Source organism: Achromobacter sp. 10T422, from assembly GCF_056394065.1.
The window spans coordinates 410,334-435,286 of the sequence record NZ_JBFTHD010000001.1; the positions used below are offsets into that span (position 1 = coordinate 410,334).

Consider the following 24,953-nt stretch of genomic DNA (forward strand, 5'->3'; position numbering starts at 1 on the left):
GAGATTCAGTCACGTCGAGCCTCCTGTCGCGCCGCGCGGGCTTGCAAGCGGCGCGCGCCTTCGGTGTCGCCCGCCGACGCAATCAGCGCGGCCAGATGCAGCAGCGCTTCGCGGTGCGTCGGGTCCAGATACAGGGCCTTGCGATACGACGTTTGCGCCTGACGCGCGTCGCCTGCGGCATCTTGCAGCAAGCCCAGCAGGTGCAGCGCATCGGCGCTGGCGCCGTGGATATCCAGATGCGCCTGGCACTTGGCCATAGCGTCCTGCACCCTGCCCTGGTCGGCCATGGCCGCGATCTGGCGCAGCGAGGCGTCGGCGCTGGGCGTGTCAGGGCGAGCGGCGGGCGCTACGCGATCCATCGGCGCCGGCGCAATCGCCGCGTGCGCTAACGGCAAGCGCGCGGCCGGCGTCTGGGCGACGGGCCGGCGCGGCGGCGTCCACGCATGCACCATCGGCTTGGGCGGCGCGAACGTCTCGGCGGGCGGCGGCAAGGTCTGAGCCAGAAACGCGAACGAGCGCGCGACAGGCACGGCGGGCAGACGGCGCGCGGTCATCAAACTGGTTTCAGCCGGCCCGACGAAGATCACGCCGTCGCCACGCGTGAAACGGCGCAGCACCTGCACGGCGCGTTCCTGGGTAGGGCCGTCGAAATAGATCAACAGGTTGCGGCAGAACACAAAGTCGTACGGCGCGGCGCCCGCCAACAGATGGGTATCGAACAGGTTGCCCTGCTGGAAGCGCACCCGCGCGCGAACCATGTCGGCTAGCTGGTGGCCGTCGGCCGTTTCAGTGAAATGGCGGCCGCGGTAGGCCAGATCGTCGCCCCGGAAAGAATTGCGGCCGTAGACCGCGCGCCGGGCGAATTCAACCATGCGCTCGCTGATGTCCACCGCGTCCACCTCAAAACGCGAGGCCGGCACGCCCGCGTCCAACAAGGCCATGGCGATGGAATACGGTTCTTCGCCGCTGGAACACGGCACGCTCAGCACGCGCAACACGCGGTTGTCGGGCACGCCAACGGCAAACAAGCGCTCGCGCGCCAGCCTGGCCATGGCGGCCTGCGATTCCGGATACCGGAAAAACCACGTTTCCGGCACGATGACCGCTTCGATCAGCTGCTGCATTTCGGCGGGGTCGGTCTGCACCCGCATCAGATAATCGCGTTCATCCGCCGCATCTACCGCGCCCATGCGGTGGCGCACGGCGCGTTCGACGGCGGCCTTGCCGATGGAGCCGCTGTCCAGCCCCATCTTGCGTTTGAGCAAGGCGCTGAAATCGTCGACCAGATTCATGGCTGGGTCCCGGGGTTTGCACCGGCGTTCGCCGCGGCATTCGCGCTGGAATTCTCGCCGGAATTCGCGCCGGAATTCGCGTCGGAATTCGCGTCGGCGTTTGCATCCCTGCGGTCGTCCGGCGGATACAACAAAGCCCGTACAGACGCCGGCAACAGGTCCGCCACCTTGACCGCCTGCACCATGCCATGCGCGTCGCTTAGCACCGGCCCCAGGTAACGCGCGCCGGGGTTATCCAGCCCGTAAGGCTTGAACGCGGCCGAGTCGTAGTGCACGGTTTCGGTCGCCTGCTCCAGAATCAATCCCAGCAAACGGCCGCCATTTCCGCTATTCCCGCTATTCCCGCTATTCCCGCCATTTCCGCCATTTCCGCCATTCCCGCCATTTCCGCCATTTCCGCCATCCGCGGCGTCCACGCCATAACGCACCAGCGCCAGACGCGTGCTGGTCACGGCAGCCGCTGCGCTCTTGCCGGCCAATTGGCTCATGTCGATTACCGGCACCGGCACGCCGCGCCGGTCCAGCATGCCCGCCACCCAAGCCGGCGCGCCAGGCACCTGCTTCAACATCCGCATCCCCAGCACCTCGACCACATCGCCCGCGTCCAGCGCATAGCGGTCGCCGCCGATGCGAAACAGCAGGTATAGCCGCCGCGCGGCCGCCCGGGCCGCGTTTGCGTCAGATGCCGGAGCCCATTGCGCCATGGCCCGGCTCACACCTTGAAGCGCGACACGCCGCTGCGCAGGTCGTTGGCCACCAGCGTCAGCTCTTCAATGGCCAGACTGGATTGACGCAGGGACTCCACGGTTTGCTGGGCGGCATCGCTCAGTTGCTGCAAGGCCTGATTGATCTGCTCGGCGCCGGTCGCCTGCGCCTGCATGCCTTCGTTAACCATCTGCACGCGCGGCGCCAGCGTCTGCACTTGCTGGATGATCTGCGACAGCTGGTCGCCCACCTGTTGCATGTCGGCCATGCCGCGCCGCACTTCTTCCGAGAACTTGTCCATGCCCATCACGCCCGCGGACACCGACGACTGAATCTCGCGCACCATCTGCTCGATGTCATAGGTGGCGACGGCCGTCTGGTCAGCCAGGCGGCGGATCTCGGTGGCCACCACGACGAAGCCGCGGCCGTACTCGCCGGCCTTCTCGGCTTCAATCGCCGCGTTCAGCGACAGCAGGTTGGTCTGGTCCGCTACCTTCGTAATCGTTGTGACCACCTGAGTAATGTTGCCGGCCTTCTCGTTCAGGATGGCCAGTTTGGCGTTGACGGAACCGGCTGCGCCCACCACATTGCGCATCGTGTCTTCCATGCGCGCCAAGCCCACCTGGCCGCTGCCCGCCAACGACGCAGTCTGCTCGGCCGCGCTGGACACTTCGGTCATGGTGCGGACCAATTCGCGCGACGTGGCCGAGATCTCGCGCGAAGTCGCGCCGATTTCGGTCGTCGTGGCCGCTACTTCTGACGCGGTGGCCTGCTGCTGCTTGGACGTGGCGGCAATTTCCGTGACGGAGGTCGCCACCTGCACGGCGGAACGCTGCGTCTTGCCGACCAGCCCGGTCAGCTCGTCGACCATGCCGTTAAAGCCGGTTTCGATGGCGTTGAATTCGTCTTTGCGCGCCAGCGACAAGCGGCGGGTCAAGTCGCCGCCGCCAGTGGATTCCAAGGTCTTGACGATGTCGCGCATCGGGTTGGCAATGGCGCGCATCAACATGACGCCGCAGATAATGGCGGCGGCAATGGCCAGGGCCAGCGAGATCAACATGCCCGCTTCAGCGGTATCGACCGCCTTCTGGATGCTGAGGGCCGAATCGTCGGCCTGCTTTTTATTCTCGGCCACCATCTTGGCCAGGGTATCGCGGCCCTTGTAGAACGCGGGACGCAGTTCAGTCTTGATACGTGCCTGCGTGCGCGCGACATCGCCGATAGCGGCGGGCGCCAGGATGTCAGCGCGGATGAGCTTGTATTCCTTCAATTCCTTTTCGAACTCGTCGAACATCCTGCGGTCATCGCCGCGCGCAATGGTGCGGCGGTACTGCTCAACGCTGTCGTCCAGTAGCTGATCATTCTTCGGCAACGCTTCCAGCGCGGCGCGGCGTTCCTGATCGGTGTCCGAGTTGTAGGCGTCCTGCACCACCACAAAGCCCGCAAACCACGAGGCGCGGATCGACGTGCTGTAGTAAATGCCCGGCACGGCGTCGGTATTGATCGTGGCGACTTCGGCTTCGATTTGCAGCAAGCGCCGGTAATCCACCACCACCATCAACGCCATGATGGCCAGAACAACCAGGAAGCTGGCCAGGATGCGCTGGCGGAGTGTCAGATTCTTCATGCCGGGAGACCTTTGTGCTGGACCAACGCTACAGCGCCCCGAAGGAACGCCGCTGAACGACCCGGCGCGCGTTGCCGCGCGCCTACGCCTGTTCATGACGGGATGTGGAGAGGTTCACTAATTATTGCAAAGGCTGGCAGGCTGAGCCATGAAAAACAAGGGAAACCCCTGCATCATKGCCCGGTTCGTCGGAAAAATGCAAAGCCTGGTTACCAGCGCTTGTGTTTTACGGTGACAGACCGTACGCAATCCCGGGGTCAGGCGGGCGCCCGCCACAGCGCATCCGGCAACCGGGTGTTGACCCAGTCGGCGGCCGGTGCGCTGGCCTGTTCGTAGGCATGGGCCAGACGCAGCACGTCGAAGTCCGCCTGCGGCGGGCCGATCAACTGCATCCCCATCGGCAGGCCTTGCGCGTTGAAGCCCACCGGCACGCTGATGATGGGGCAACCCGCCAGCGTCCACGGCGTTACCGTCTCCATCCAACGGTGATAGGTGTCCATGGGGCGCCCGGCAATGTGCTTGGGCCAGTCCAATGTGACGTCAAAGGGAAAGACCTGCGCCGAGGGCACGGCCAGATAATCAACGTCTTCAAACATCCGCAGCACGGTCTGATACCAGGCGCTGCGCTCTTCAGTCGCCTGGTAGACCTGGCGCGCGGTCATGCCGTCCAGCCCTTCGACTTCCCAGATCACCGCTGGCTTCACGAGCTTGCGCGTCTCGGGGTTTTCGACCAGCCCGTGCAATTGGCCGCCCACCATCAGGTGGCGGTGCGCCAGCCACATGCGCCACAAGCGCTCGCCCGCGAACGGCACCTGGTAGTCGGCAACCTTGCAGCCCGCGGAACCCAGCACGCCCAACGCCTGCGTGCAAAGGTCCAGAATGCCCGGCTCCATGGGCAGATAGCCGTCCCAGTCGCCCAACCAGCCGATACGTTTGCCGTGCATGTCCGCGTCCAGCGGCGCGGCGAACTGCGCAGGGTCATCGCGCAGCGACAAGGGCGAACGCTTGTCGTGGCCCGCCATCACCGACAGCAGCAACGCCACGTCGCGCGGGGTGCGGCCCATGGGGCCTTCGTACGACAGCTGCTTCAAGAACACATCCGTCGACGGCCCAAATGGCACCCGGCCGGCAGACGGGCGCATGCCATACACGTTGCAGAACGCGGCGGGGTTACGCAGCGAACCGCCAAAATCGCTGCCGTCCGCCACCGGCAACATGCGGGCGGCCAGCGCGGCGGCGGCGCCACCACTGCTGCCCCCTGCGGTCTTGGAGAGGTCATAGGGGTTGCCCGTGGCCCCGTACACCGCGTTATAGGTATGCGAGCCCAAGCCAAATTCCGGCACGTTGGTGCGTCCGATGAAAATAGCGCCCGACGCCCGCACCCGCTCGATCATGATGGAATCATGCGGCGTCACCTGATCCTGATAGACCGGCGAACCCATCGACGTGACCATGCCGCGCACAGCCGTCAAATCCTTGGGCGCCTGAGGCATGCCGTGCATCCAGCCCAGCCACTGGCCCGCATCCAGCTGAGCGTCGCGCTCGGCGGCTTCGCGCAACAGCGCATCCGCGTCGCGCCGGGCCACGATGGCGTTGAGCTTGGGATTGACGTGGTCGATATGGGCCAGATAGGCGCCCATGACCTCGACACAGGACAGCTCGCGCCGCCGGATGGCGTCCGACAAGGCGTGGGCCGGCATGGCGACGATGGGATTCAAGCGGGTGGAATCAGCCGGCGTGGCGGGGGGCATGCGGGTCTCCTGGGGTGACTATTGTTGTCGGCACAGCGGTCACTTGCGGCGCCGCTGAATATGATGCTCGTCATGCTAATGGCGCGTCCCCTTGGACACAAGTGGCTAATTTCAGCCCTGCCGTGCTGCGAATGTCACGGAAATAAATGCTGCGCCAAGTGGTCGACGAACACGCGTAACTTGGGCGATGCCTGGCGGCTGGCGGGCCACAGCGCCCACATCGTGCCGCTGCCGCGCGTGCGGTCCTCCATCACGATCTGCAATTGGCCTGCGGCCAACTCCCGGCGAATCGTAAAGTCGGGCAGGCAGACGATGCCCTGCCCGCCCACCGCCAACGCAATCCGCATCTCGACGCTGTTGCACACCAAGGTCAGCGGCAGCTCGAGCGGCGGCGCGTCAGGCCCCCGCTTCAACGGCCATTTTTCCAGCCGGCCCGTGGCCGGGTAGCGGTAATGCAGGCAGGCATGGCGCAGCAGATCGGCCGCGCGTTTGGGCGTGCCGTGCTCACGCAAGTAATCGGGGGATGCCGCCAGCACGCGGCGAAACGGCCCCAGGCGGCGGCGCTTCAGGCCGGAGTCGTCCATCTCGCCGGTGCGCACCACGGCGTCGTAGCCTTCGCCGATCACGTCGACCATCCGGTCGGTGAAATCCAGGTCCAGCTCCACCTCGGGGTAGTGGCGCATGAAGCTCGCGATGGTGGTGTCGAACAGCCCGCTGTAGCGCGGCAGGCTGACCCGCAGCTTGCCCTGCGGCGCGTCGGACGCGGCGGACAATTCCAGTTCGGCCGCCTCGACCTCAGACAGAATGCGGCGGCAACGGTCCAGGAATTTTTCGCCCTCGGGCGTCAGGGCAATGTGGCGGGTGCTGCGATGAAACAAACGCACCTTCAAGCGCGCCTCCATCCGCGCCACGCTCTTGCCCACCGCCGATGGCGACACGCCCAGCACACGGCCGGCTTCGGAAAAACTGCGCGTCTCCGCGACCAGCACAAACACGCCGATGCCGCTCAGGCTATCCATCCCACGCACCCCAATGCGAATCTCAATGCGGACATATTTGTCCGGAATCTTTGGAATCCTAGCCTATTTTTCTTTTATATCTGTGCCCCTAAGCTTGGCCTCCCTGTCTACAGATGCCCTTGCGTTATGCCCACCCCTGTTGTCTCCGCGTCCCTTCCCAACGCTTGCCTTCCCAACGCTTGCCTTCCCTCCGCTTCCCTTCCTCCCGCTTTCCTTCCCTCCGCGTCTCTTCCACCGGCTTCTCCCTACCGTTGGCTGCAACTGCTGTCCGCCTGCCTGACAGCCCTGCTCATTCCGTTGTGCTTCACCGGCCCCGCCGTCGTGTTGCCATCCATCAGCCACGCGCTGGGGGGAACGCCGGTCGAGCTCAACTGGATATTGAACGGCTACATCCTGGCGTATGGCAGCGTCATCATGGTGTCGGGCAGCCTGACCGACCTGTACGGGCCGCGCCGGGTCTGGCTGTTGGGTCTGGTGGGGTTCTGCGCGGCCACCTTCGTGATTCCGTTTGTGCCAACGGCCGCTTGGATCGACGTACTGCGGCTCCTGCAAGGCATGGGCGGCGCGGCCGCGTTCGCCGCTGCCATGTCGTCGCTGGCGCCGCTCTTTCACGGCGTGGCGCGCACCCGCGCGTTCAGTTTGCTGGGCACCACCTTCGGCATCGGCTTGTCGTTCGGACCGCTCGCGTCGGGCTGGATGGTGGAGGCGGCGGGCTGGGAATGGGTGTTCCTGGCCACGGGCGCCGTGGGCGTACTGGGCGCCGTCATGGTCGCCATCAGCGTGCGCCCGACCACCGTTGCGGCGCAAGGCCGGCTGGACTGGCCCGGCGCGCTCACCTTTACCGGGGCGCTCGGGCTGTTCACCTACGGCATGCTGCTGGCGCCCGAGGCAGGCTGGGGGGATGTGTACGTCATCGGCGCGCTACTCGCATCCGTGTTGTTGGCCGTGGCGTTCGTGCGCATCGAACGCCGCGTCGCCCGCCCCATGCTGGACCTGAGCCTGTTTCGCAGCTCGCGCTTTGTGGGCGTGCAGGTGCTGGCGGCCTCGCCCGCGTTTTTGTTCATCGTGCTGATCGCGCTCTTGCCCGGCCGCTTCATCGGCATCGACGGCTACAGCGCATGGGAAGCGGGGCAGTTGATGATCGGCCTGGCCGCGCCTTTGCTCATCGTGCCGTTCGTGGCGGCGCTGCTGACGCGCTGGTTCCAGCCCGGCGTACTGTCGGCCGTCGGCTTGATTGCGGTGGCCATCGGCCTCTTGTGGCTGGCCAGCGTCATGACCACCGGCGCGGCCGGTTTGTGGCTGCCCATGTGTCTGATCGGCATCGGCATCGGCCTGCCATGGGGCTTGATGGATGCGATGGCGGTCAGCGTCGTCGACGCGCGCAATGTCGGCATGGCGACCGGCATCTTCAACACCGTACGCGTGTCGGCGGACGGTGTGGCGATTGCAGTGGTTAGCGCCCTGCTGGCCGGGTTGATTCAGACGCAGTTGTCGGCAGCGCTACCCGGCGCCACCGATGCCCCTTCCCTGTTGATGGCGGCGAATCGCGCAGCGCTGGGTCAGCTGGAGGAAGCTGCGGCGCTGCTGCCGGCCGAGCCGCTAAATGCACGGGTAACGGCAACTGCGCAGGTGCCGGCCGAGCCACCGAATGCACGGGTGACGGCAACTGCGCAGGTGCCGGCGGCGACACCGAATACGCCACCGCGTGCGCAGCCGCCCGCCATTGCGCTGCTGCAACACATCTATGACGACGCCTTCCGCGTGGTGCTGCATGTGTTGGCCGGCATCGCGCTGTTGACCGCGCTGGCGATCTACGCCTTGCTATGCAGGCGTGAGCGCATCGCCTCGCGGCACGGGGCGTCGGCCATTGACCGAACCGCTGCCCCGGCCATAACGCCACAGCAGAGCAACCGGGGCTAATCCACCCGCCACCAGCTCGGCAGCAGACCGCGCACTTTGGCGCGCCGATAGCGGTCGTCGATAAGATGCACCGTGCCCACATCCTGTTCGGTGCGGATCACGCGGCCTGCTGCCTGCACCACCTTTTGCATGCCGGGATACAGGTAGGTGTAGTCGTAGCCGTTCTCTTCGCCATAGCGCAAGTCCATGGCCCGCTTCATGTTTTCGTTCACCGGGTTCACCTGCGGCAGCCCCAGCGTGGCGATGAAGGCGCCTATCAGGCGCTTGCCCGGCAAGTCCACCCCTTCGGAAAACGCGCCGCCCAACACCGCGAAGCCCACGCCTTGGCCCGTGTCGGTAAAGCGCGCCAGAAACGCCGCGCGGTCGGCTTCGCCCATGCCCGGCGTCTGCAACCAGATCGGCACGCCCGGGTGACGCTCGCGCATCAGGTCCGACACCTGACGCAGGTAATCAAAGCTGCTTAAGAAGCCCAGGTAGTTGCCCGGCCGGTCGGCGTACTGGCTGGCGATCAAGTCGACGATAGGCGCAAGCGACCGTTCGCGGTCGCGATAGCGTGTGGATACGTTGCCCACCACGCGCACCGCCAGCTGCGCCGCTTGAAATGGCGCGGCCACGTCGATCCACGGGGTGTCTTTCGGCAAGCCCAGCGTGTCGCGGTAGAACTGCTGCGGGCTGAGCGTGCCGGAAAACAGCACGGTGGCATGCGCCGCTGCGTAACGCGCCGCCAGATACGGCGCCGGAATCACGTTGCGCACGCACAAGGTCGAGGGCCGCGTCTTGGCGCTGGCCACCCCCACGTCCGACAAGGTCACATCGAACAAGGCGTGCGAGCCAAACTGTTCGGCCAGCCGCATGAATTGCAGCGCCTGGAAATAGAAAACCAGCACCGGGTCGTCTTGCGGCAACGGGGTTTCCGCCATGGATTCCATGATGGCGCCCACCGCCTTTTGCACGGCCGACAACACACCGGGCGCCACCATCTCATAGGCCTGATAGCGTTCCGTCTGCTTCTTGTTCAACGCATTCCAAGAACGCTGCAAGCCGTCCAGCGGCTTCTTCAACGCTTTGGACGCGGCATAGCGCGCCGCCGACAACGACGCCTGATCCAGCTCGCCGGTGTACATGCGGCGCGCGCGGTCAACCAGGTTGTGCGCCTCGTCGACCAGCACCGCGACCTTCCACTGGTAGGCCTGCGTCATGGCGTACAGCATGGCCGACGAGTCGTAGTAATAGTTGTAGTCACCCACGACCACATCGCTCCAGCGGATCAGCTCTTGCGACAAGTAGTACGGGCAAACCTGATGCTCGCGCGCCGTGGCGCGCACGGTGGGCGCATCCAGCCGCTCGTGTTGCAGCGCCGCTTCGCGCGCTTCTGGCAGGCGGTCATAAAAGCCCTGCGCCAGCGGGCAGGAATCTCCGTGGCAAGCCAGGTCAGGGTGTTCGCAGGTTTTGTCGCGCGCTTGAAGATCCAGTACGCGCAAGCCGGGCGCCGCGGGCTGGGCGTTCAGGGTGTCCAGGGCTTCAATGGCCAAACCCCGGCCCGAACCCTTGGCCGCCAGGAAGAACACCTTGTCCAGCCCCGTGCCTGGGCTGGCTTTGAGCAGCGGGAAGATCGTGCCCAAGGTCTTGCCGATGCCGGTGGGCGCCTGCGCCATCAGGCAACGGCCATCGCGCGCCGTGCGGTACACGGCAACTGCCAGGTCGCGCTGGCCTGCGCGAAATTCGCCGTGCGGAAACGCCAGCTTTTCCAACGCCGCGTCACGCGTCTGACGATGCGCAAGCTCGGTCTTGGCCCACGCCAGGAACCGATTGCATTGTTCCTGGAAGAACGTGGCAAGTTCAGCGGCCTGGTGCGTTTCCACCAGCACCGTCTCTTCTTCGGTGACCACGTTGAAATACACCAGCGCCACGCGCACCTGCTCCAACCCGCGCGACTGGCACAGCAGATGGCCGTACACGCGCGCCTGCGCCCAGTGCACCACGCGGTGATTCTCACGCACGCTGTCCAGCGAGCCGCGATACGTCTTGACCTCTTCAAGCTGATTGGCCACGGGGTCGTAGCCATCCGCGCGGCCCCGCACCAGTAAGGTTTCATGCTGGCCGGACAGCGCCACTTCGGTTTCGTAGTCCGGGCCACGGCGGCCCGTGACGACGGCATGGCCCGCCATGCCTTCCAGCCCCGTCGGCGCGGGCGTGAAGCGCAAGTCCAGGTCACCCGCCCGCGCCGTGAATTCGCACAGCGCGCGCACCGCTACGGCGTAGCTCATGCCGCGCCCTCCTGCCAACTGACATGGCAGACCCGCACGGGCATGCCGTGCGAGACGCAGTACTGTAGCCAGCGGATCTGGTTGTCTTGCAATTTGTCGCCCGGCCCTTTGACCTCGATGAGTTCATAGCGGCGCTCGGCCGGCCAGAAACGAATCAGGTCTGGCAGGCCCGAACGGTTGGTTTTGACGTCGCGCAGCAGCCGCGTGAAATACAGCTTCAGGTGCGTGGCGGGCAGGCAATCCAGCGCTTGCAACAGCAGCCCTTCCGACAAGGCGCCCCAGAACACGAACGGCGACTGCACACCCGCCTTGTCCGCGTAACGCCGCAAGATCACGTCGCGATAACCCGGCGTGTCCAACCGCGCCAAGCAATCCGCAAACTGGGCCACGCGGCGTTGATGGAAATCGGGTGCGTCCAGATCGGCGGGGCCGCGCTGGAACGGATGAAAGAACGCGCCCGGCAACGGCGCGAACACGGCGGGCCAGCACAGCAGCCCGAACAGCGAATTGATCAGCGCGTTTTCCACGTAATGCACGGGCGCGTCGTCTTGATGCAGATGGTCGCGCGTGACGAATTCCACTGCCGCAGGCGCAGCGGGACGCGGCAACACCAAGTCGGTACGCAGCAATGCGGGCGCCGCCGGCCGGGCCGGTTTACCCTTGCCCACGCTGCGATACAAGCGCGGCAGCATGCGCGCCACGCGCTGGCTTTCTTCTTCACTTTCGGGAGCGTCTTGCGCCAGCAAGGCCAAAGCCAGGGCATCGTCAAACTGCCCCATGCGTTCATGGACACGGATACGGCGATGTCGCGCGCCCGGATACACGCAGCGTTCGTACGCCGATTGCGCGTCCGGCCACGCCTGCGCGCGTTCACAGGCTTGGCCGATGCGAAACAAAACCTTGGCGCGCCGCTTTTCCAGCCAGGGGTTCTGGCTGGCGCACGCATCCACCGCCTGTAGCAGCGCATCCATCTCGGCACCCTCATCCAGCGCCGCCCGGCACGCCTGCAAAGCCAGATAGCCGTCGACATCCGCACGCGTTTGAAACGCCCGGGACGACGCCTCGAACGGCACAGCCTCGTACTGGAACACCCCCAAGTCGGCCAGCACGAATTCCGACCAGTCTTGATAGAGGTTGCCAAAGAACATCAGCCGGAAGCGTTCGCAAAGATCGCCCACCATCACGCGCCAGACGGGCTCGTCCGCTGCGGGGTTCCACGCCGGATACGCCTTGGGTTCGGGCTGCAAAACGCGCATGGCGTCCAGTAGATCCCCCTTGCGCGCCGTGGCTTTCACCGGGGCATCGGCAAACATCTTGCACAGTTCCGGCTTGGTGTGCAGGGCGAAGAGTTCGTCCAGCGACATGGGCGCGTGCGCATCCAGCCACCCCAGCGCCACCAGCGGCGCGGCGGCGGCTTCGGTGCTTTCGATTTCTTCGTACACCAGCCGGCTGGCGCGAAACCACGGCCCGCGCCGCATCAGCATACGCACCATCAACGCCTGCGACGCCTGCGCCAAAGCCGAAAAATCGGCCAGGAAGCGGCGTTCGGCGGCATCCAGCAAGTCGGCGTAGCGGTCAGAGACCCACGCCAAGGCGCGCTGGAAATTGTGCAGGTAGTAGTAGCGATGCGGGGGAAACATGGGCCTGGCCAGATAGCTGGGTATTTATCCAGTAATCATAGCAGGCGCATCCGCCGCCGGTTGCGGAAAACATGCTGGATTTGTCACTGCATTCAGCGCTGCATTCAGCGCTGCGGGTGCCAGACGATGTTGAAGCCTTCTTCGGCGTCCGGCTCCACGAAGTACGCGGTGATGGCGTCGTATTGCTCGTCCGTGGTCGTGAATGGATGCGCGCCCGTCGCGTTGCGCGCTTGGAGCCTGGCCTTGCACACCGCGTCAGAAGCGTCCAGGTAGTGCAGCTGATGCGGGCATCCGGCCTGCTCGGCGACTTGCCGCAACCATTCACGGCTGCGGCGGGTGTTGGCCGGAAAGTCCAGCACCACCGACAACCCTGCCCCGATCAGCGCCGCGACATGGCTGCCCATCGCATTACGCAGCCGGCTGGCGCACCGCGCGTAGTCGGTGATGTCCACGATTTCCCCCGGATACAGCGCCGCCAGCCAGTTGTCTTCGCTGGTCAACAGCGTGCCCGGCTGCGCGGCCAGCGCCGCAGCCAGCGTCGATTTCCCTGCGGCGATCTTGCCGCAAAGAAAATGCAACGAGGGTGTGGAAGGGGTCGAAGGCGTTGAAGAAGTGGAAGTGGCAGTGGAAGAAGCGGCAGTGGAAGAAGCGGCTGTGGAAGAAGCGGCAGGAGTGGAAGGGGTTGAAGATGTCATGAAGGGCTCTCCGTTTAAAAAAACAGGCAAAAGGCGAGCCAACAAAAAACCCGCCTCTTGGCGGGTTTGTGTAGCGATGTTCCGACGCGCGCTAACCCACCATGATCGTAATGGTGGTAATAATCAGGGCGAACGGGGTCAGGGGTCGGCGCATGAAACAGAGCTTGCGCCTGACGCCGCCGCCTGTCAATTCCCCCAGAAAAAGAAAACGGCGCCGGAAAGCCTGAGCTTTCCGGCGCCGCGGGTTCGCCTTGGATCGCATCGGTTCGCACCATCGCGATGCGATCCAAGCAAGTTCCTGCCGTGGCTTATCGCGCCGGCTGAGCCGCCGCGCCTACGTCCTTGCGCACCTTGGCCACGTCGGAAGCGCTGACTGCCGCCCCCTTGTTGCCCCAGCTTGCGCGCACGAAGGTCACTACGTCGGCCACTTCCTTGTCGGTCATGCGCCAGTCAAAGCCCGGCATGGCATAGGCCGTGGGAGCCGCCGTCGTGCCCGGCATCTGGGCGCCCTTCAACACGATGTGGATCAGCGACGTCGCGTCCGCCGAATTCACCGTGGAGCTCAGCGCCAGCTGCGGGAACGTTTCCGTGTAGCCCTTGCCGGTGCTGCGGTGGCAGGCCGCGCAGTTGTTCAGGAAGGCCATGGCGCCATCGCCCTTGTCCTTGCCCGTACGCAGCGCCTGGGCCACGGACTCGTCATAAGCCAAAGGCTTGGTGGCGTCCTTGTTGACCGGCGGCAAGCTCTTCAGATACACCGCGATGGCGTTCAGGTCCGCATCGGTCAGATGCTGCGTGCTGTCTTCCACCACCTGCGCCATGMCGCCAAAGGCTGCCGAATGGCCGTTGCGGCCCGACTTCAGGAAGACGGCAATGTCTTCCTTCGTCCAGCTGCCCAGGCCGTCGGTGACGTCGCCGCGCAGGTTCTTGGCCAGCCAGCCTTCCACCACGCCGCCCGACAGGAAGGCAGAACCATCCTTGTCGCTCAGCGCCTTTTCTTGCAAGGCGACGCCGCGCGGCGTATGGCAGGTGCTGCAATGGCCCAGGCCTTCCACCAGGTACTGGCCGCGCAGCAAGGCTTCGCGGTCAGCGCCCTTCAGGTCGCTTGAGGCCGGGCCGCTGACGACGTCCGGCGCAAACATCCAGCGCCACACGGTCAAGGGCCAGCGCATCGACATTGGCCACGAAATATCCGTGTCCTTGTTTTCCTGCTTGACCGGCTCCACCCCATGCATGAAGTACGCGTACAGCGCCTTCACGTCATCCGGCGTGACCTTGGCGTACGCGGTGTACGGCATGGCCGGATACAGCGAATGCCCGTCCTTCGCCTTGCCGTGGCGCACGGCCAGGTCGAAGTCTTCGTACGTGTAATTGCCGATACCGGTGTCTTTATCGGGCGTGATGTTGGTCGAATAGATCGTGCCCAACGGCGACTCGATGCCCAAGCCGCCCGCAAAGGGCTTGCCGCCCCTGGCCGTGTGGCAGGCAATACAGTCACCGGCGCGCGACAGGTATTCGCCCTGCTTGATCATCTGCGCATCGGGCGCGGCGGGCGTGCCGTCAGCGGCGAACGCCGCGCTGGCGACCAGGGCCGAGAAGGCCGCAACAATGGTTTGCTTCAACATTGTTCCGTCTCCTTAAGCCTGGACCAGCGGGCCGGGGTTCTTCAAATACTGGTCGCGAATTGCCTGCGCGGCCCAATAAGCCAGGGCGCCCACCAGACCGGTCGGGTTGTAGCCCATGTTCTGCGGGAACACGCAGGCGCCCATCACGAACACGTTCGGCACATCCCAGCTTTGCAGGTACTTGTTGACCACGCTTTCCTTGGGGTTCGAGCCCATGATCGCGCCACCCGTGTTGTGCGTGCTTTGATAGACGCGCGTGTCATACCGCGCGCCCTTCTTGCGCACCGCCACAAAGTGCTTCTCGGGGTTCATGGCCTTGGCCACGGTCTCCATGCGCTTGCCCATGTAGCCCAGCATGTCGAACTCGTTGTCATGCCAGTCGAACGTCATGCGCAGCAGCGGCTGCCCGTAGGCGTCCTTGTAGGTCGGGTCCAGCGACAGATAAGCGTCGCGGTACGACATCACCGAACCCGAAATGCCGATCGTCATGAAGCGCTGGTAAGCGTCTTGCACACCGGCCTTCCAGGCGGTGCCCCACGACGGCGTGCCCGGCGTCGTCGGCGTCTGCTTGATCGGACGGCCGCCGTAGCGCACGTGGCGGATGCTGGCGCCGCCCACAAAGCCCAGGGGGCCGTGGTCGAATTGGTCGCCGTTCAAATCGTCCATGCCCACGCCGCCCGCGCCGGTACCCACAAACGGGTTCAGCTGGGTGCCCTTGGGCAACAGCACGTTAACCGCGCCGTTCATCTGATACGCATAGTTCTTGCCGACCACGCCTTCGTTGGTCTTCGGGTCATACGGCTTGCCGATGCCCGACAGCAGCAACAGACGCACGTTGTGCATCTGGTACGCCGACAAGATCACCAGGTCGGCCGGCTGGTCGATTTCGCGGCCTTGGGCGTCGATGTACGTGACACCGATGGCCTTCTTGCCGGTCGAATCCAGGTTGACCTTGATGACTTGCGAATGCGTGCGCAGTTCGAAGTTGGGCTTCTTCAAGAGCACCGGCAGAATCGTCGTCTGCGGCGATGCCTTCGAATACATGTAGCAGCCGTAGTTTTCGCAGAAGCCGCAGAAGTTGCAGGGGCCAAGGCGCACGCCATACGGGTTCGTGTACGGACCCGAGGCATTGGCGGCAGGCGCCGGATACGGGTTGAACCCGACCTCGCGCGCGGCCTTCTCGAACAGCTGCGCGCCATAGGTGTTGGGCAGCGCGGGCAGCGGGAATTCCTTGCTGCGCTTGCCTTCCAGCGGGTTGCCGCCTTCAACGATCTTGCCGTTCAGGTTACCAGCCTTGCCCGACGTGCCGCACACGTATTCGAACTTGGAGAAGTACGGTTCCAATTCGTCGTAGGTGACGCCGAAGTCCTGGATGGTCATGCCTTCCGGAATGAACTTCTTGCCGTAGCGGGTTTCGTAGCGCGTGCGCAGTTCCAGCTCTTCCGGCAACACGCGATAGTGCATGCCGTTCCAGTGAAAGCCCGCGCCGCCCACGCCCGTACCCAGCAGGAACGAACCGTTCTGGCGGTAAGGCACGGCAACGTCATCCACGCCATGACGGATCGTCACGGTTTCTTTGGACAGGTCCTGGAACAACTTGCCGCGCACGGAGTACGCCAGCTCGTCGATCACCTTGGGGTACTCGGCGTCTTTCGGGGTGTCTTGCATGCCGCCGCGTTCCAGCGCCAGCACCTGCAAGCCCGCTTCGGTCAGTTCCTGCCCGAGGATCGCGCCGGTCCAGCCGAAGCCAACCAGTACCGCATCTACTTTGTCTTTCTTGATCGCCATGATTAACCCTTCTCCCCAGAAATCGACACGGGGCCATAGGGGTACTTCACGTTGGGCTGGTCAACCCAGTCCATATAGTCGGCACGCGCGCCGGGAAAGCCCACCATCTTCCAACCCACCATGTTCTTGTTGCCGCCGTAGATCGGGTCGGCAAAGAAACCTTCTTTGGTGTTGGACAGAAGGAAGCTGAAGAACGTCTTGGAAGGCACGCTTTCGAACTCGATCTTGCCGCCTTGCAGATCCTTCAGAATCTGCTCCTGCAGGCCTTTATCCAGTTCGGCGTACACCTTGCCGTGCGTCTTCACGCACCAGGCGTCACAGGCTTCGATGCCGTGGCGATAGACCTCGCGCGGATTCTGATTCAGCTGATAACCCAGTTCCGGCACCTGGTCGGGGTGGAACGGGCCTTGCATGTACCAGAGCTTGCCGTGGCCGAACGGCGTTTCCATCTGACGATCAATGAATTCCGGCACACCGGCTTCGATCGCGCCCGGACCATATTGGTCGGCGGGGATCAGGTGATCCACCGCGGCAACGATGAAGGCCCATTCGGGCTTGGTGAAATAGGTGGGCTCGTAAKGCTTGGCCTGGGCGACCTTGCCATCTGCCGCGTTGGTACAGCCGGTGGTGAGTGCACCTACCGCCAACGTCGACGCCGGCACAATGGCCAACGCTTGCAGAAACCGCCGGCGCGGCTTTGCATCATCTGTCATAGACTTCTCCGTGAATATTCCAAGTTGTCCTAGCGCGCTACCGAACATGAACCCTGGAAACACGAACTGCCGAGCTAGTGACAACACGCTCTGTACTGACTGAAATCAAACCCTGCTCTTGAAAAGGGACGTAAGAGAAGGTGCACGCATTATGCGCCTAGAAACGCATCTGATCCGCTCGAATGACCAGATCAGTTTCAATTTCTTGACATGGAAAAGTGTTTTGCTTTAAGGACAAAGTAAGAAGCCCGCAAAAGCGGGCTTTTCTGACAGCAAGGTGAATGGATTCTGTATATTCCGCGACAGGAACCTTCACGGATAGCGAGCATGAGCGACAACACGAAAGTCTGGAAAAGTTCGACGACCACCCGCAGCTGGAGTTCCGCCACTGACCTGACGCCGGAACAACAAGCCAGCATTGAAGAATTGCTGGACGGCAAAATGGACGGCGTCAGCGTGTCGGAAAAATGGAGCTACGCCGGCACTGAAAACGGCGAAACGTTCAAGGTCGATATCGACAACGGCGCGGTCACCGTGAACGGCCGCCGCTACGACAGCCTGGACGACGTCCCGCGCGCGGAACGCGAACGCATCGAAGCGTTGCGCAGCAGCCAGGGCATGGAAGGCTTGTGGGGCATGTTGAAAAGCGCAGGCGTGGACGTGAGCGAGCTGGGTGGCGGCGCTGCGGCGCGTAGTGGCAAGCCCGCATTCACGATTGAAACCGAAGGCGATGGCGCCGATTCGCCTGCCGCCACGACGACGCGGCCAATATCACGGGCGGTGCCGCTTGCGCCCCCGGCCATCAACGCCGGCACAGCCATGTCGCCCGGCGCGGTGCCGGCGCGTGGCGGATTTCGCCGCACATTGTTGATTGGTATCGCCATCGGCCTGGGGCTGTGGGTGGCGCGGGCGCTGAATCTGTTTTAAGACACGCGGGGTGCGGCCGGCGTGTTCGGCGCGTTCAGTGTGTAGAACACGCTCAGCTCGTGCAGCACATCCAGCGCGCCCAGCGCATCAAGTCGTGGTCTGCACATGCAGACGGCTGGACTTGCAGCGGTGCAGCGCCCGGTAGTATTCCAAGGGCCGCCCATTGGACCCATACGCAATCGACTCGATGCGCAGCAGCGGTTCAGCGCTGGCCATGCCCAGGAGTTCGCAGGTTTGCGCATCGGGGGCCACTGCATCTATCCACCGTTCGGCGCGCACGATGCGCAGGCCATATTGACGGCGCAGCACGTCATACAAAGACCGGTTTTCCAAACGGGCGCGATGCAGGCCCGGCGCCAGATCGGCCGGCACCGCCGTTTCCACCAGTAACTGCAATTCCCCATCGACACTGCGCAGGCGTTTTAGCGCCACCACCATGTCCGCATCGGTCAACGCCAAGGACGACGCTTCTTGCGCAGTCGGCGCGCGCAATTCCTGCATCAGCACCTGCGTACGCACGGTGCGCCCCTTGCGCGCCATTTCATCTGAAAAGCCCAGCACGGTCGACACGAAGTCCTCATCGCGTTCGCGCGCCGACACGAAGGCGCCCTGCCCTCGGATCTTGTAGATCAGCCCATTGCGCACCAGATCCGCCAAGGCCTCGCGCACCACGATCCGGGAAATGCCGTACTGTTCGCCGAACTCGGCCTCGGTGGGCAGCTTGGCGCCTACCGCCAGTTCACCCTGAAGTATCTTGCTGCGCACCACATCCCGGAACTGCGTCCAGAGCGGTGCGCCGGCGTTGCGGTCCAGGGTGTCTTGGGTGGAAATGGAGCTGCTCATGTCGTGATGGGGCTTGAAATCGAATCCGCAGGCACGGCGGCGTTCAGGCTTGACCCCGATGCCTCCTTGCTTGCGGCAAGGTCTACAAAATGCCGGTCGCGCAGCGTGGCGGCGCAGGCCAGCCACTCTTCGCGCCGGCGCGTGGCGCTCCAGCCCAGCGCCGCGGCGGCCACATCCGCCAGTTCTTCCAACAACGCGGCGCTGACGCGCCCGCCTATCGCCAACAAGGTGCGGCGGATCACCAGATCAGCCAGATGCCGCACCCCGGTGTCCCGGCACAGCATGCGGATCTCGGCGGCCGAGTAGGCCGGCGCATGCTGCAAGGGCGTATCGCCCGCTGCCGCAAAGGCCTGCGCCAAGACGGCCGCGCGGGAACCGTAGCGGTCCGCCAGCTCTGCGATGCGCGCGCGCGGCAGGCCCGACTGCGCCTGCACGTTCTCTATCCAGTGGCCCCGCTTGGCGGCATCCAAGGCCCAGTCCGCGCCGCCGCCAATGGGCAGCGTCTCGGTCGTGCGCAGCCGGGGCAGGCCCAGTTGCGCCAACACGTGATTGGCGGCCAGCTCGGCCAGCGAGCGGAAGGTGGTCCACTTGCCGCCGACCAGGCACACAAGCGGTACCGTGCGCACGGCGTTTGGCGGATCGACCGCCACTGCATGGCTGCGAGAAATCTGCCCGGGCTTGTCGGCATCAGACTGCGCCAGCGGGCGCACGCCGACGTAAGTGTAGACCACGTCTTTGCGCGCAAATTGCAGGCGCGGAAAGACCTCGCCCAGCACGTCCAGCAGGTAATCGATTTCGGCCGGTTCGGTTGCCGCCAGGTCAGGATCATCGACAGGAATATCGGTTGAGCCCACCAGCACGCGGTCCATGAACGGATAGACGATGCAGACGCGCCCGTCCGATGCCTCGAAGTACGCCATGCGCCCATCTAACGCCGCGCGCAAGGCCGGATGATCCAGAATCAGATGCGAGCCCTTCGTGCCCATGACGCGCGAGCCCGCCCCTTCCAACGCGCCGGCTGACCGGTCAAGCCAGGCGCCCGTGGCGTTGACGACGGTATCGGCGGTGACGTCCACCGTTTCGCCCGTGATCTCGTCGTGCAAGGTGAGCGTCTTGCCCCGGCAGGCCGTCACACAGCAATAGTTGGCGGCCAGCGACGCGGGTTGGTCGGCGTGGGCATCCGCCATCAATTCCTGAATCAGCCATTCGGGATGGCTGATCCAGGCATCAAAGTAGGTGGCCGTCCAGCGAACCGAATCCCCGAACAGGGACGCGTCCGCAAGCGGCGTTCGGGCAATGCGATGGCCGGGCATCACGCGCTGGCGCCGCCCCAGGCGGTCGTAAAGCCGCAAGCCCAACGCCACAACAAACAGGCCTCGGGCGCCAGGCGACGTGGCGAATCCCGCAAAGCGCAGCACGCTGCCCAGCAATCCGCCAAAACGGCTGGACAATGGCACCACGGTTTCCAGCGGGCGCACCAGATGCGGCGCATTGCGCAACAGCAGATTGCGTTCGCGCGTGGCTTCCGCCACCAGACCGAACGCGCCGCTTTCCAGATAGCGCAGCCCGCCGTGGATCATCCGCGACGGCGCACTGCTGGCGCCGGCGGCAAAGTCGCCCTTGTCCACGATCAGGCAGTCCACGCCTTGCAGTGATAGGTCGCGGAATACGCCGACGCCATTGATGCCCGCCCCTACGATGACCGTTGAAAAGTGGCGGCCCGCCAAGGAGGCGGGGCGCACATAGGGCAAGGTGGCCGGCGTGATGTCGGGCAAGTTGGCGGCCGTCATGCTGCGGGCCTTGCCAGTTGTTCAAAGGCGGGCGCCATGCTGCCGATCAGCGCTTCAAACCCGGCGAAATATTCCGCATGCGCTTGAAGGGCGGCCGTTTCGGGTTCGACCGTGACGCAGCGCACCGGCAACACATCGTCCGCACACGCCCCTTGCGACAGCGCCGCATAGCCCGCCGCACCGCGCGCGCCGGTCTCGTCGTCGCCGCAGCGCTGCACGGGATGCCCCAGAAAATTCGCCAGCAATTGCACCAGCCGAGGGTCGCGCGCGCCGCCGCCCAAGGCCGCAATGCCCGCACCCGCCGCCGCACCCACCGCCCCGCCTACCGCCGCGCCTACCGCCGTGCCCACCTCCGCACCATCACCCGCACCCACCCCCGCCGGCACGCCCAGGCCGCGCGCCGCCAGGCGCTTCAAGTGCCAGGCATGCAAGGCCACCACCGCATCGATCACGGCGCGCGCCATGTGCGCTCGGCCATGGTGCCCCTTCAAGCCGACGAACCCCGCCGTGGCGCCTGCCGCTACCCCGCCCCCATTGATGAAGGGCAGAAAACGCAGGCCCTCGGCGCCCAGCGGCGCCGACATCGCGCAGTCCACCACGGCAGCCGCACCGACGGCCGCCGTATCGACGGCCGCCGCATCGGCGAACGGTATCGTGCGCGCCAGCCACGCCACATTGGCCATCGACGACGGGCTGTTCTCTAGATAGAGCCGTTGGCTGGCGGGGCCGAACCGCACGATGGCGCCCACGTCTGGCTTGGGCTCGCGCGCAGGCGCCACCACCGCGTTCACGCACCACGTGCCAAACACCGCCACCGCGTGGCCGGTTTTTACCGCCCCCACCGCGGCCAACGATGCCAACAAATCAATCGCGCCCACCGCAATGGGCAACCCCGACGGCAAGCCGCAGGCGGCGGCGCGTGCGGGCAGCAGGCGCCCGATAACCGTGCCGGCAGGCACGATGGGCGGCAACGCTCGCGCCATCAGGTCGGACAAGCCCGCGGCCTCAAACGCCATCGCCGACCACGCGCCGGAATCCAAAGACAGCAAGCCCGCCGTGCTGACATCACTGGCGTCGGTGGCCGCTTCGCCGCTTAACAGGAACGTCAGGTAGTCCTTGGCGAACAGCAGCTGCCTGATCTTCCGGTGCTCGCCGCCGTGCACATCGAACAGTTCAGCGGCGATCAGGCTGGACTGGCCCGCCCAAGGCCGGCAACCCACCTCCTGATACAAGGCGTCGCCCCAGCGCTGCGCCACGGTGCGGGCGCGAGCGGCGGCGCGCTGGTCAGTGGAAGCCACGGCGCGCCCCGCCAACAGCCGCCCCTGTTCGTCCAGCGCATAGAGCCCGGCGCCATGGCCGGTGCAGCTCAAGGCGCGTATATCGGCCACGCGCGGCCCCAACTGTTCGGCCACGCTGCGCAGGGCGCGCATCAGCGCGGATTCGATGGCGTCCGCGCTCAGCTCGCATCCCCCGCCAGGCAGGTGCGTATACGGCAACGCGCCCCCCGAAGCGGCCAGCGTGGCTCCCGTCCCGGCCTCGAAGGCAACTGCCTTCAGGCCCGTGGACCCCATGTCGATACCCAGGAATATGTCGGTGTTCATGTTATGACATTGTCTACAGATATTTTTCGCAGGATAGCAGTGTTTCCCCTAGTAAAAGAAATAATTACGCTGCCATATAGTTCAGTCGATGTCATAACAACGAGTTGGGCCAATCAGTCCACCCCACCGGGTATCCGAGCCACCAGGCATTGGATCAATGCGAGGAAAAGGAGCGCAACATGAGAAGAGATTTCTTGAAGACCGTAGCTGCTGCGGGCGCCAGCCTGGCAGGAGCCAATGCCTTTGCCCAAAACGCGCCCGCAGCGCAAGGAACCGGGCTGAAAGGCGCCAACAACGACGTATATGTGATGAACGTCATGGTGTCCGGGGTGGAGTACTGGTTCCCGGTGTACGAAATGATGAAGCAGCTGGGTCAGACCCTGGGCGTGAAGACGCGCTATTCCGGCACGCCGGAATACGACGTCAACAAACAACTGGCGTCGTTTGAACAAGAGCTGGCGCGCAAGCCCGCCGGCATCCTCTTGCATCCGATGAACCCCGACCCCTTCATCGAACCCATCAACCGCGCGGCCGCCATGGGCATCCCGGTTGTCACCTTCGCGGCCGACTCCCCCAATTCCAAGCGCGTGTCGTTCGTCACGTCCGACAACGAACGCGAAGGCGTGCAGGCTGCCGACGCCATTGCAGCCGCCTTGAACGGCAAGGGCGATTACGCCGTGCTGGAGAATCCGGGGCAGGACAATCACGACCGCCGCATCGCCGCCTTCATCAACCGCATGAAGACCAAATACCCGGGCATGAAGCTCGTGGGCCGCGCGGCCAGCAATCAAGACCCCAACAAGGCGTATCAAGCCACCTTGAGCCTGGCGCAAGCCAATCCCAACCTGGCCGCGCTTTTCATGCCCGAGGCGAATTCCGCGCTGGGCGCCGCGCAGGCCAGCATCGAGACCAAGAAGAACATCAAGGTGCTGTGTTGCGACGTCAACGCGAAGATTCTGGACATGATCAAGTCGGGCGAAGTCTATGGCTCCGTGAACCCGAACCAGGGCGTGCAGGGCTACATGGGCATGATGCTGCTGTTCCTGGCGCGCAACCAGCAACTGATCGACCCGATGAACGACGCCAAGCGCAACGGCACCAATCCGATGGCGGTGCCGTTCCTGGACAACGGCCTGTCCATCGTCAGCAAAGCCAACGCCGACGACTTTTACTGGGATAAATACCTGGCCCGCCGCGGCACCAAAGGCATTAACGAATGAGCGCGCCTCCGCCACTGCTGGCGCTGCACGGCATCGCCAAGCGTTTCGGCGCATCGCGGGCGCTGGCCGGCGTGCACTTCTCGCTGCAACGGGGCGAAATCCACGCCCTGTGCGGCGAGAACGGCGCCGGCAAGTCAACGTTGATGAAGATCATCGACGGCATCTACACGCCCGACGAAGGCGACATCCATCTGGATGGCGAACGCGTGGTCATCAACGGCCCCGCGCACGCCATGCAACTGGGCATCGGGCTGGTCCACCAAGAGATCGCGCTGTGCGGCGACGCCACGGTGGCGGAAAACATCTTCATGCCGGAAATTTCCACGCGCCCGCGCGCCTGGATGGACTTCGCCAGCCTGAATGCCCGCGCAGCCCAAGTGCTGGCCCGGCTGGGGCAAGACATCGACCCCGCGCTACGCGTGGACGAACTGGGCATTTCCAGCCAGCAACTGGTGGAAATTGCCAAGGCGCTGACGCTGAACTGCAAGGTGCTGATCCTGGACGAACCCACCGCGGCGCTGACCGAAGTGGAGTCCGCCGCCCTCTTTCGCGTCTTGCACGACCTGAAGGCGCAGGGGATCGGCATCATCTATATCAGCCATCGCATGGCCGAGATCTTTCAGCATTGCGATCGCGTCACCGTGCTGCGCGACGGGCGCGACGTGCTGTGCGCCCCGCTTGCGGACTTGAGCCCCGATGCGCTGGTGCGGGGCATGGTCGGGCGGGAGCTGGGCAGCTACTACCCGCCCAAGCAAGGCGATAACGCGGGCGATGACAACGCAGATGCCCCGCTGCTGCAAGTCGACAACATCGCTGATGACGTTGCCGTGCACGGCATTTCGTTCACGCTCAAACGCGGAGAAATCCTGGGCGTGTCCGGCCTGATGGGCGCCGGCCGCACCGAGCTTGCGGAAACGCTGTGCGGCTTGCGGCGCGCACGCCGCGGCGAAGTCCGCCTGCGCGGCAAGCTGCTGCGGCTGCGCCGCTATGGCGACGCCCTGCGCCACGGCATCGCCTACCTGAGCGAAGACCGCAAGGCCGCCGGCCTGTTCCTGGAGCTGCCCATCGAACAGAACGTATCGTCCATGGCGCTCAAGCGCATCAGCTCACGCTTCGGGCTGCTGCGCCGGCAAGCCGAACGGCGGCTGGCGCTGGAATTGGGCGCGCGCTTGAAGCTCAAGTCCGACGGCGTGGCCATCGACACCGCCAGCCTGTCCGGCGGCAACCAGCAAAAGGTAGCCATCGCAAAACTGCTGGCGACCCGGCCCGCCATCTTGCTGATGGACGAACCCACGCGCGGGGTGGACGTGGGCGCGAAGTCCGAGATTCACCACATCCTGCGCGACCTGGCCAATCAGGGCGTGGGCGTGGTGGTGATTTCGTCCGAGCTTCCGGAAATCATCGGCCTGTGCGACCGCGCGCTGGTGATCCGCGACGGCCGGCTGGCCGGTGAATTGGCAGCAAGCGAAATGAGCGAAGAGCGCCTGCTAAGACTGGCGTCGGGCCTCACCGCCGAGGAGACAATCTGATGTC

Annotated in this window: 19 protein-coding genes; 4 read left to right on the forward strand and 15 right to left on the reverse strand. The window is 64.7% G+C overall.

What is annotated here, in order from left to right; genetic code table 11:
• Nucleotides 1-5 precede the first annotated feature (5 nt).
• The 5 genes from AC1DB0_RS01815 to AC1DB0_RS01835 form a co-directional block, all read right to left on the reverse strand.
• Nucleotides 6-1,292 (reverse strand): CheR family methyltransferase, encoded by a 1,287-nt coding sequence (locus AC1DB0_RS01815; RefSeq protein WP_342066064.1) that lies wholly within the window; start codon nucleotides 1,290-1,292, stop codon nucleotides 6-8.
• Nucleotides 1,289-1,996, reverse strand: coding sequence for a chemotaxis protein CheW (locus tag AC1DB0_RS01820; protein WP_476756730.1), 708 nt, complete (start codon nucleotides 1,994-1,996; stop codon nucleotides 1,289-1,291). Before AC1DB0_RS01820 ends, AC1DB0_RS01815 begins: the two co-directional genes overlap by 4 nt.
• 8 nt (nucleotides 1,997-2,004) lie before the next feature.
• The gene (locus tag AC1DB0_RS01825) at nucleotides 2,005-3,624 is read right to left on the reverse strand and encodes a methyl-accepting chemotaxis protein (protein WP_054421446.1); all 1,620 of its coding nucleotides are present in this window, start codon (nucleotides 3,622-3,624) and stop codon (nucleotides 2,005-2,007) included.
• 257 nt (nucleotides 3,625-3,881) lie between these two features.
• Entirely contained in the window at nucleotides 3,882-5,375 is a 1,494-nt protein-coding gene (locus AC1DB0_RS01830) for an amidase (protein WP_476756729.1), read from the reverse strand.
• A 134-nt stretch (nucleotides 5,376-5,509) separates the two neighbouring features.
• Nucleotides 5,510-6,394: a LysR family transcriptional regulator gene (locus tag AC1DB0_RS01835; RefSeq protein ID WP_476756728.1), complete on the reverse strand. Its 885-nt coding sequence runs from the start codon at nucleotides 6,392-6,394 to the stop codon at nucleotides 5,510-5,512.
• A 276-nt stretch (nucleotides 6,395-6,670) separates the two neighbouring features.
• Here AC1DB0_RS01835 and AC1DB0_RS01840 point away from each other — a divergent pair, with 276 nt between their 5' ends.
• Nucleotides 6,671-8,314, forward strand: coding sequence for an MFS transporter (locus tag AC1DB0_RS01840; RefSeq protein ID WP_476758607.1), 1,644 nt, complete (start codon nucleotides 6,671-6,673; stop codon nucleotides 8,312-8,314).
• Here AC1DB0_RS01840 and AC1DB0_RS01845 read toward each other — a convergent pair.
• The 7 genes from AC1DB0_RS01845 to AC1DB0_RS01875 form a co-directional block, all read right to left on the reverse strand.
• Nucleotides 8,311-10,581, reverse strand: coding sequence for an ATP-dependent DNA helicase (locus AC1DB0_RS01845; RefSeq protein ID WP_476756727.1), 2,271 nt, complete (start codon nucleotides 10,579-10,581; stop codon nucleotides 8,311-8,313). The two genes, AC1DB0_RS01840 and AC1DB0_RS01845, sit on opposite strands and share 4 nt — an antisense overlap.
• Nucleotides 10,578-12,221 carry a VRR-NUC domain-containing protein gene (locus AC1DB0_RS01850; RefSeq protein WP_476756726.1) on the reverse strand — a complete coding sequence of 548 codons (1,644 nt, stop codon included), beginning with the start codon at nucleotides 12,219-12,221 and terminating at the stop codon, nucleotides 10,578-10,580. The genes AC1DB0_RS01845 and AC1DB0_RS01850 overlap by 4 nt, the downstream gene beginning before the upstream one ends.
• Nucleotides 12,222-12,325: 104 nt before the next feature.
• Entirely contained in the window at nucleotides 12,326-12,799 is a 474-nt protein-coding gene (locus AC1DB0_RS01855; RefSeq protein WP_476756725.1) for a P-loop nucleotide/nucleoside kinase family protein, read from the reverse strand.
• A gap of 131 nt (nucleotides 12,800-12,930) precedes the next feature.
• Entirely contained in the window at nucleotides 12,931-13,206 is a 276-nt protein-coding gene (locus tag AC1DB0_RS01860) for a hypothetical protein (RefSeq protein WP_476756724.1), read from the reverse strand.
• Nucleotides 13,207-13,224: 18 nt separating this feature from the next.
• Nucleotides 13,225-14,538, reverse strand: coding sequence for a c-type cytochrome (locus AC1DB0_RS01865; RefSeq protein WP_476758581.1), 1,314 nt, complete (start codon nucleotides 14,536-14,538; stop codon nucleotides 13,225-13,227).
• Between the two features lie 12 nt (nucleotides 14,539-14,550).
• Nucleotides 14,551-16,326: a GMC family oxidoreductase gene (locus tag AC1DB0_RS01870; protein ID WP_054421438.1), complete on the reverse strand. Its 1,776-nt coding sequence runs from the start codon at nucleotides 16,324-16,326 to the stop codon at nucleotides 14,551-14,553.
• A 2-nt stretch (nucleotides 16,327-16,328) separates the two neighbouring features.
• On the reverse strand, nucleotides 16,329-17,039 hold the full coding sequence (locus tag AC1DB0_RS01875) for a gluconate 2-dehydrogenase subunit 3 family protein (protein ID WP_476758582.1): 711 nt from the start codon (nucleotides 17,037-17,039) through the stop codon (nucleotides 16,329-16,331).
• A 327-nt stretch (nucleotides 17,040-17,366) separates the two neighbouring features.
• Between AC1DB0_RS01875 and AC1DB0_RS01880 the strand changes: the two genes are divergently transcribed.
• The gene (locus tag AC1DB0_RS01880) at nucleotides 17,367-17,966 is read left to right on the forward strand and encodes a hypothetical protein (RefSeq protein ID WP_476756723.1); all 600 of its coding nucleotides are present in this window, start codon (nucleotides 17,367-17,369) and stop codon (nucleotides 17,964-17,966) included.
• 87 nt (nucleotides 17,967-18,053) lie between these two features.
• On the opposite strand, the gene AC1DB0_RS01885 is transcribed toward AC1DB0_RS01880, so the two are convergent.
• The 3 genes from AC1DB0_RS01885 to AC1DB0_RS01895 are packed head-to-tail and all read right to left on the reverse strand — an operon-like array spanning nucleotide 18,054 to nucleotide 22,200.
• Nucleotides 18,054-18,809: a GntR family transcriptional regulator gene (locus AC1DB0_RS01885; protein WP_054421435.1), complete on the reverse strand. Its 756-nt coding sequence runs from the start codon at nucleotides 18,807-18,809 to the stop codon at nucleotides 18,054-18,056.
• Complete coding sequence (locus tag AC1DB0_RS01890; protein ID WP_476756722.1) at nucleotides 18,806-20,599, reverse strand: glycerol-3-phosphate dehydrogenase/oxidase; 1,794 nt, start codon at nucleotides 20,597-20,599, stop codon at nucleotides 18,806-18,808. The genes AC1DB0_RS01885 and AC1DB0_RS01890 overlap by 4 nt, the downstream gene beginning before the upstream one ends.
• Nucleotides 20,596-22,200 carry an FGGY family carbohydrate kinase gene (locus AC1DB0_RS01895; protein ID WP_476756721.1) on the reverse strand — a complete coding sequence of 535 codons (1,605 nt, stop codon included), beginning with the start codon at nucleotides 22,198-22,200 and terminating at the stop codon, nucleotides 20,596-20,598. Before AC1DB0_RS01895 ends, AC1DB0_RS01890 begins: the two co-directional genes overlap by 4 nt.
• Nucleotides 22,201-22,379: 179 nt before the next feature.
• Here AC1DB0_RS01895 and AC1DB0_RS01900 point away from each other — a divergent pair, with 179 nt between their 5' ends.
• A complete protein-coding gene (locus AC1DB0_RS01900) occupies nucleotides 22,380-23,420 on the forward strand; it encodes a substrate-binding domain-containing protein (protein ID WP_054421433.1) in 1,041 nt (346 codons plus the stop codon).
• Entirely contained in the window at nucleotides 23,417-24,949 is a 1,533-nt protein-coding gene (locus tag AC1DB0_RS01905) for a sugar ABC transporter ATP-binding protein (RefSeq protein ID WP_476756720.1), read from the forward strand. Before AC1DB0_RS01900 ends, AC1DB0_RS01905 begins: the two co-directional genes overlap by 4 nt.
• The last annotated feature ends 4 nt before the right edge of the window (nucleotides 24,950-24,953 follow it).

Excerpts from the sequence above, each read along its gene's own strand:
- AC1DB0_RS01815 (WP_342066064.1), bottom strand. The coding sequence starts at position 1,292 with ATGAATCTGGTCGACGATTTCAGCGCCTTGCTCAAACGCAAGATGGGG.
- AC1DB0_RS01820 (WP_476756730.1), bottom strand. The coding sequence starts at position 1,996 with ATGGCGCAATGGGCTCCGGCATCTGACGCAAACGCGGCCCGGGCGGCC.
- AC1DB0_RS01825 (WP_054421446.1), bottom strand. The coding sequence starts at position 3,624 with ATGAAGAATCTGACACTCCGCCAGCGCATCCTGGCCAGCTTCCTGGTT.
- AC1DB0_RS01830 (WP_476756729.1), bottom strand. The coding sequence starts at position 5,375 with ATGCCCCCCGCCACGCCGGCTGATTCCACCCGCTTGAATCCCATCGTC.
- AC1DB0_RS01835 (WP_476756728.1), bottom strand. The coding sequence starts at position 6,394 with ATGGATAGCCTGAGCGGCATCGGCGTGTTTGTGCTGGTCGCGGAGACG.
- AC1DB0_RS01845 (WP_476756727.1), bottom strand. The coding sequence starts at position 10,581 with ATGAGCTACGCCGTAGCGGTGCGCGCGCTGTGCGAATTCACGGCGCGG.
- AC1DB0_RS01850 (WP_476756726.1), bottom strand. The coding sequence starts at position 12,221 with ATGTTTCCCCCGCATCGCTACTACTACCTGCACAATTTCCAGCGCGCC.
- AC1DB0_RS01870 (WP_054421438.1), bottom strand. The coding sequence starts at position 16,326 with ATGGCGATCAAGAAAGACAAAGTAGATGCGGTACTGGTTGGCTTCGGC.
- AC1DB0_RS01880 (WP_476756723.1), top strand. The coding sequence starts at position 17,367 with ATGAGCGACAACACGAAAGTCTGGAAAAGTTCGACGACCACCCGCAGC.
- AC1DB0_RS01885 (WP_054421435.1), bottom strand. The coding sequence starts at position 18,809 with ATGAGCAGCTCCATTTCCACCCAAGACACCCTGGACCGCAACGCCGGC.
- AC1DB0_RS01890 (WP_476756722.1), bottom strand. The coding sequence starts at position 20,599 with ATGACGGCCGCCAACTTGCCCGACATCACGCCGGCCACCTTGCCCTAT.
- AC1DB0_RS01895 (WP_476756721.1), bottom strand. The coding sequence starts at position 22,200 with ATGAACACCGACATATTCCTGGGTATCGACATGGGGTCCACGGGCCTG.
- AC1DB0_RS01900 (WP_054421433.1), top strand. The coding sequence starts at position 22,380 with ATGAGAAGAGATTTCTTGAAGACCGTAGCTGCTGCGGGCGCCAGCCTG.
- AC1DB0_RS01905 (WP_476756720.1), top strand. The coding sequence starts at position 23,417 with ATGAGCGCGCCTCCGCCACTGCTGGCGCTGCACGGCATCGCCAAGCGT.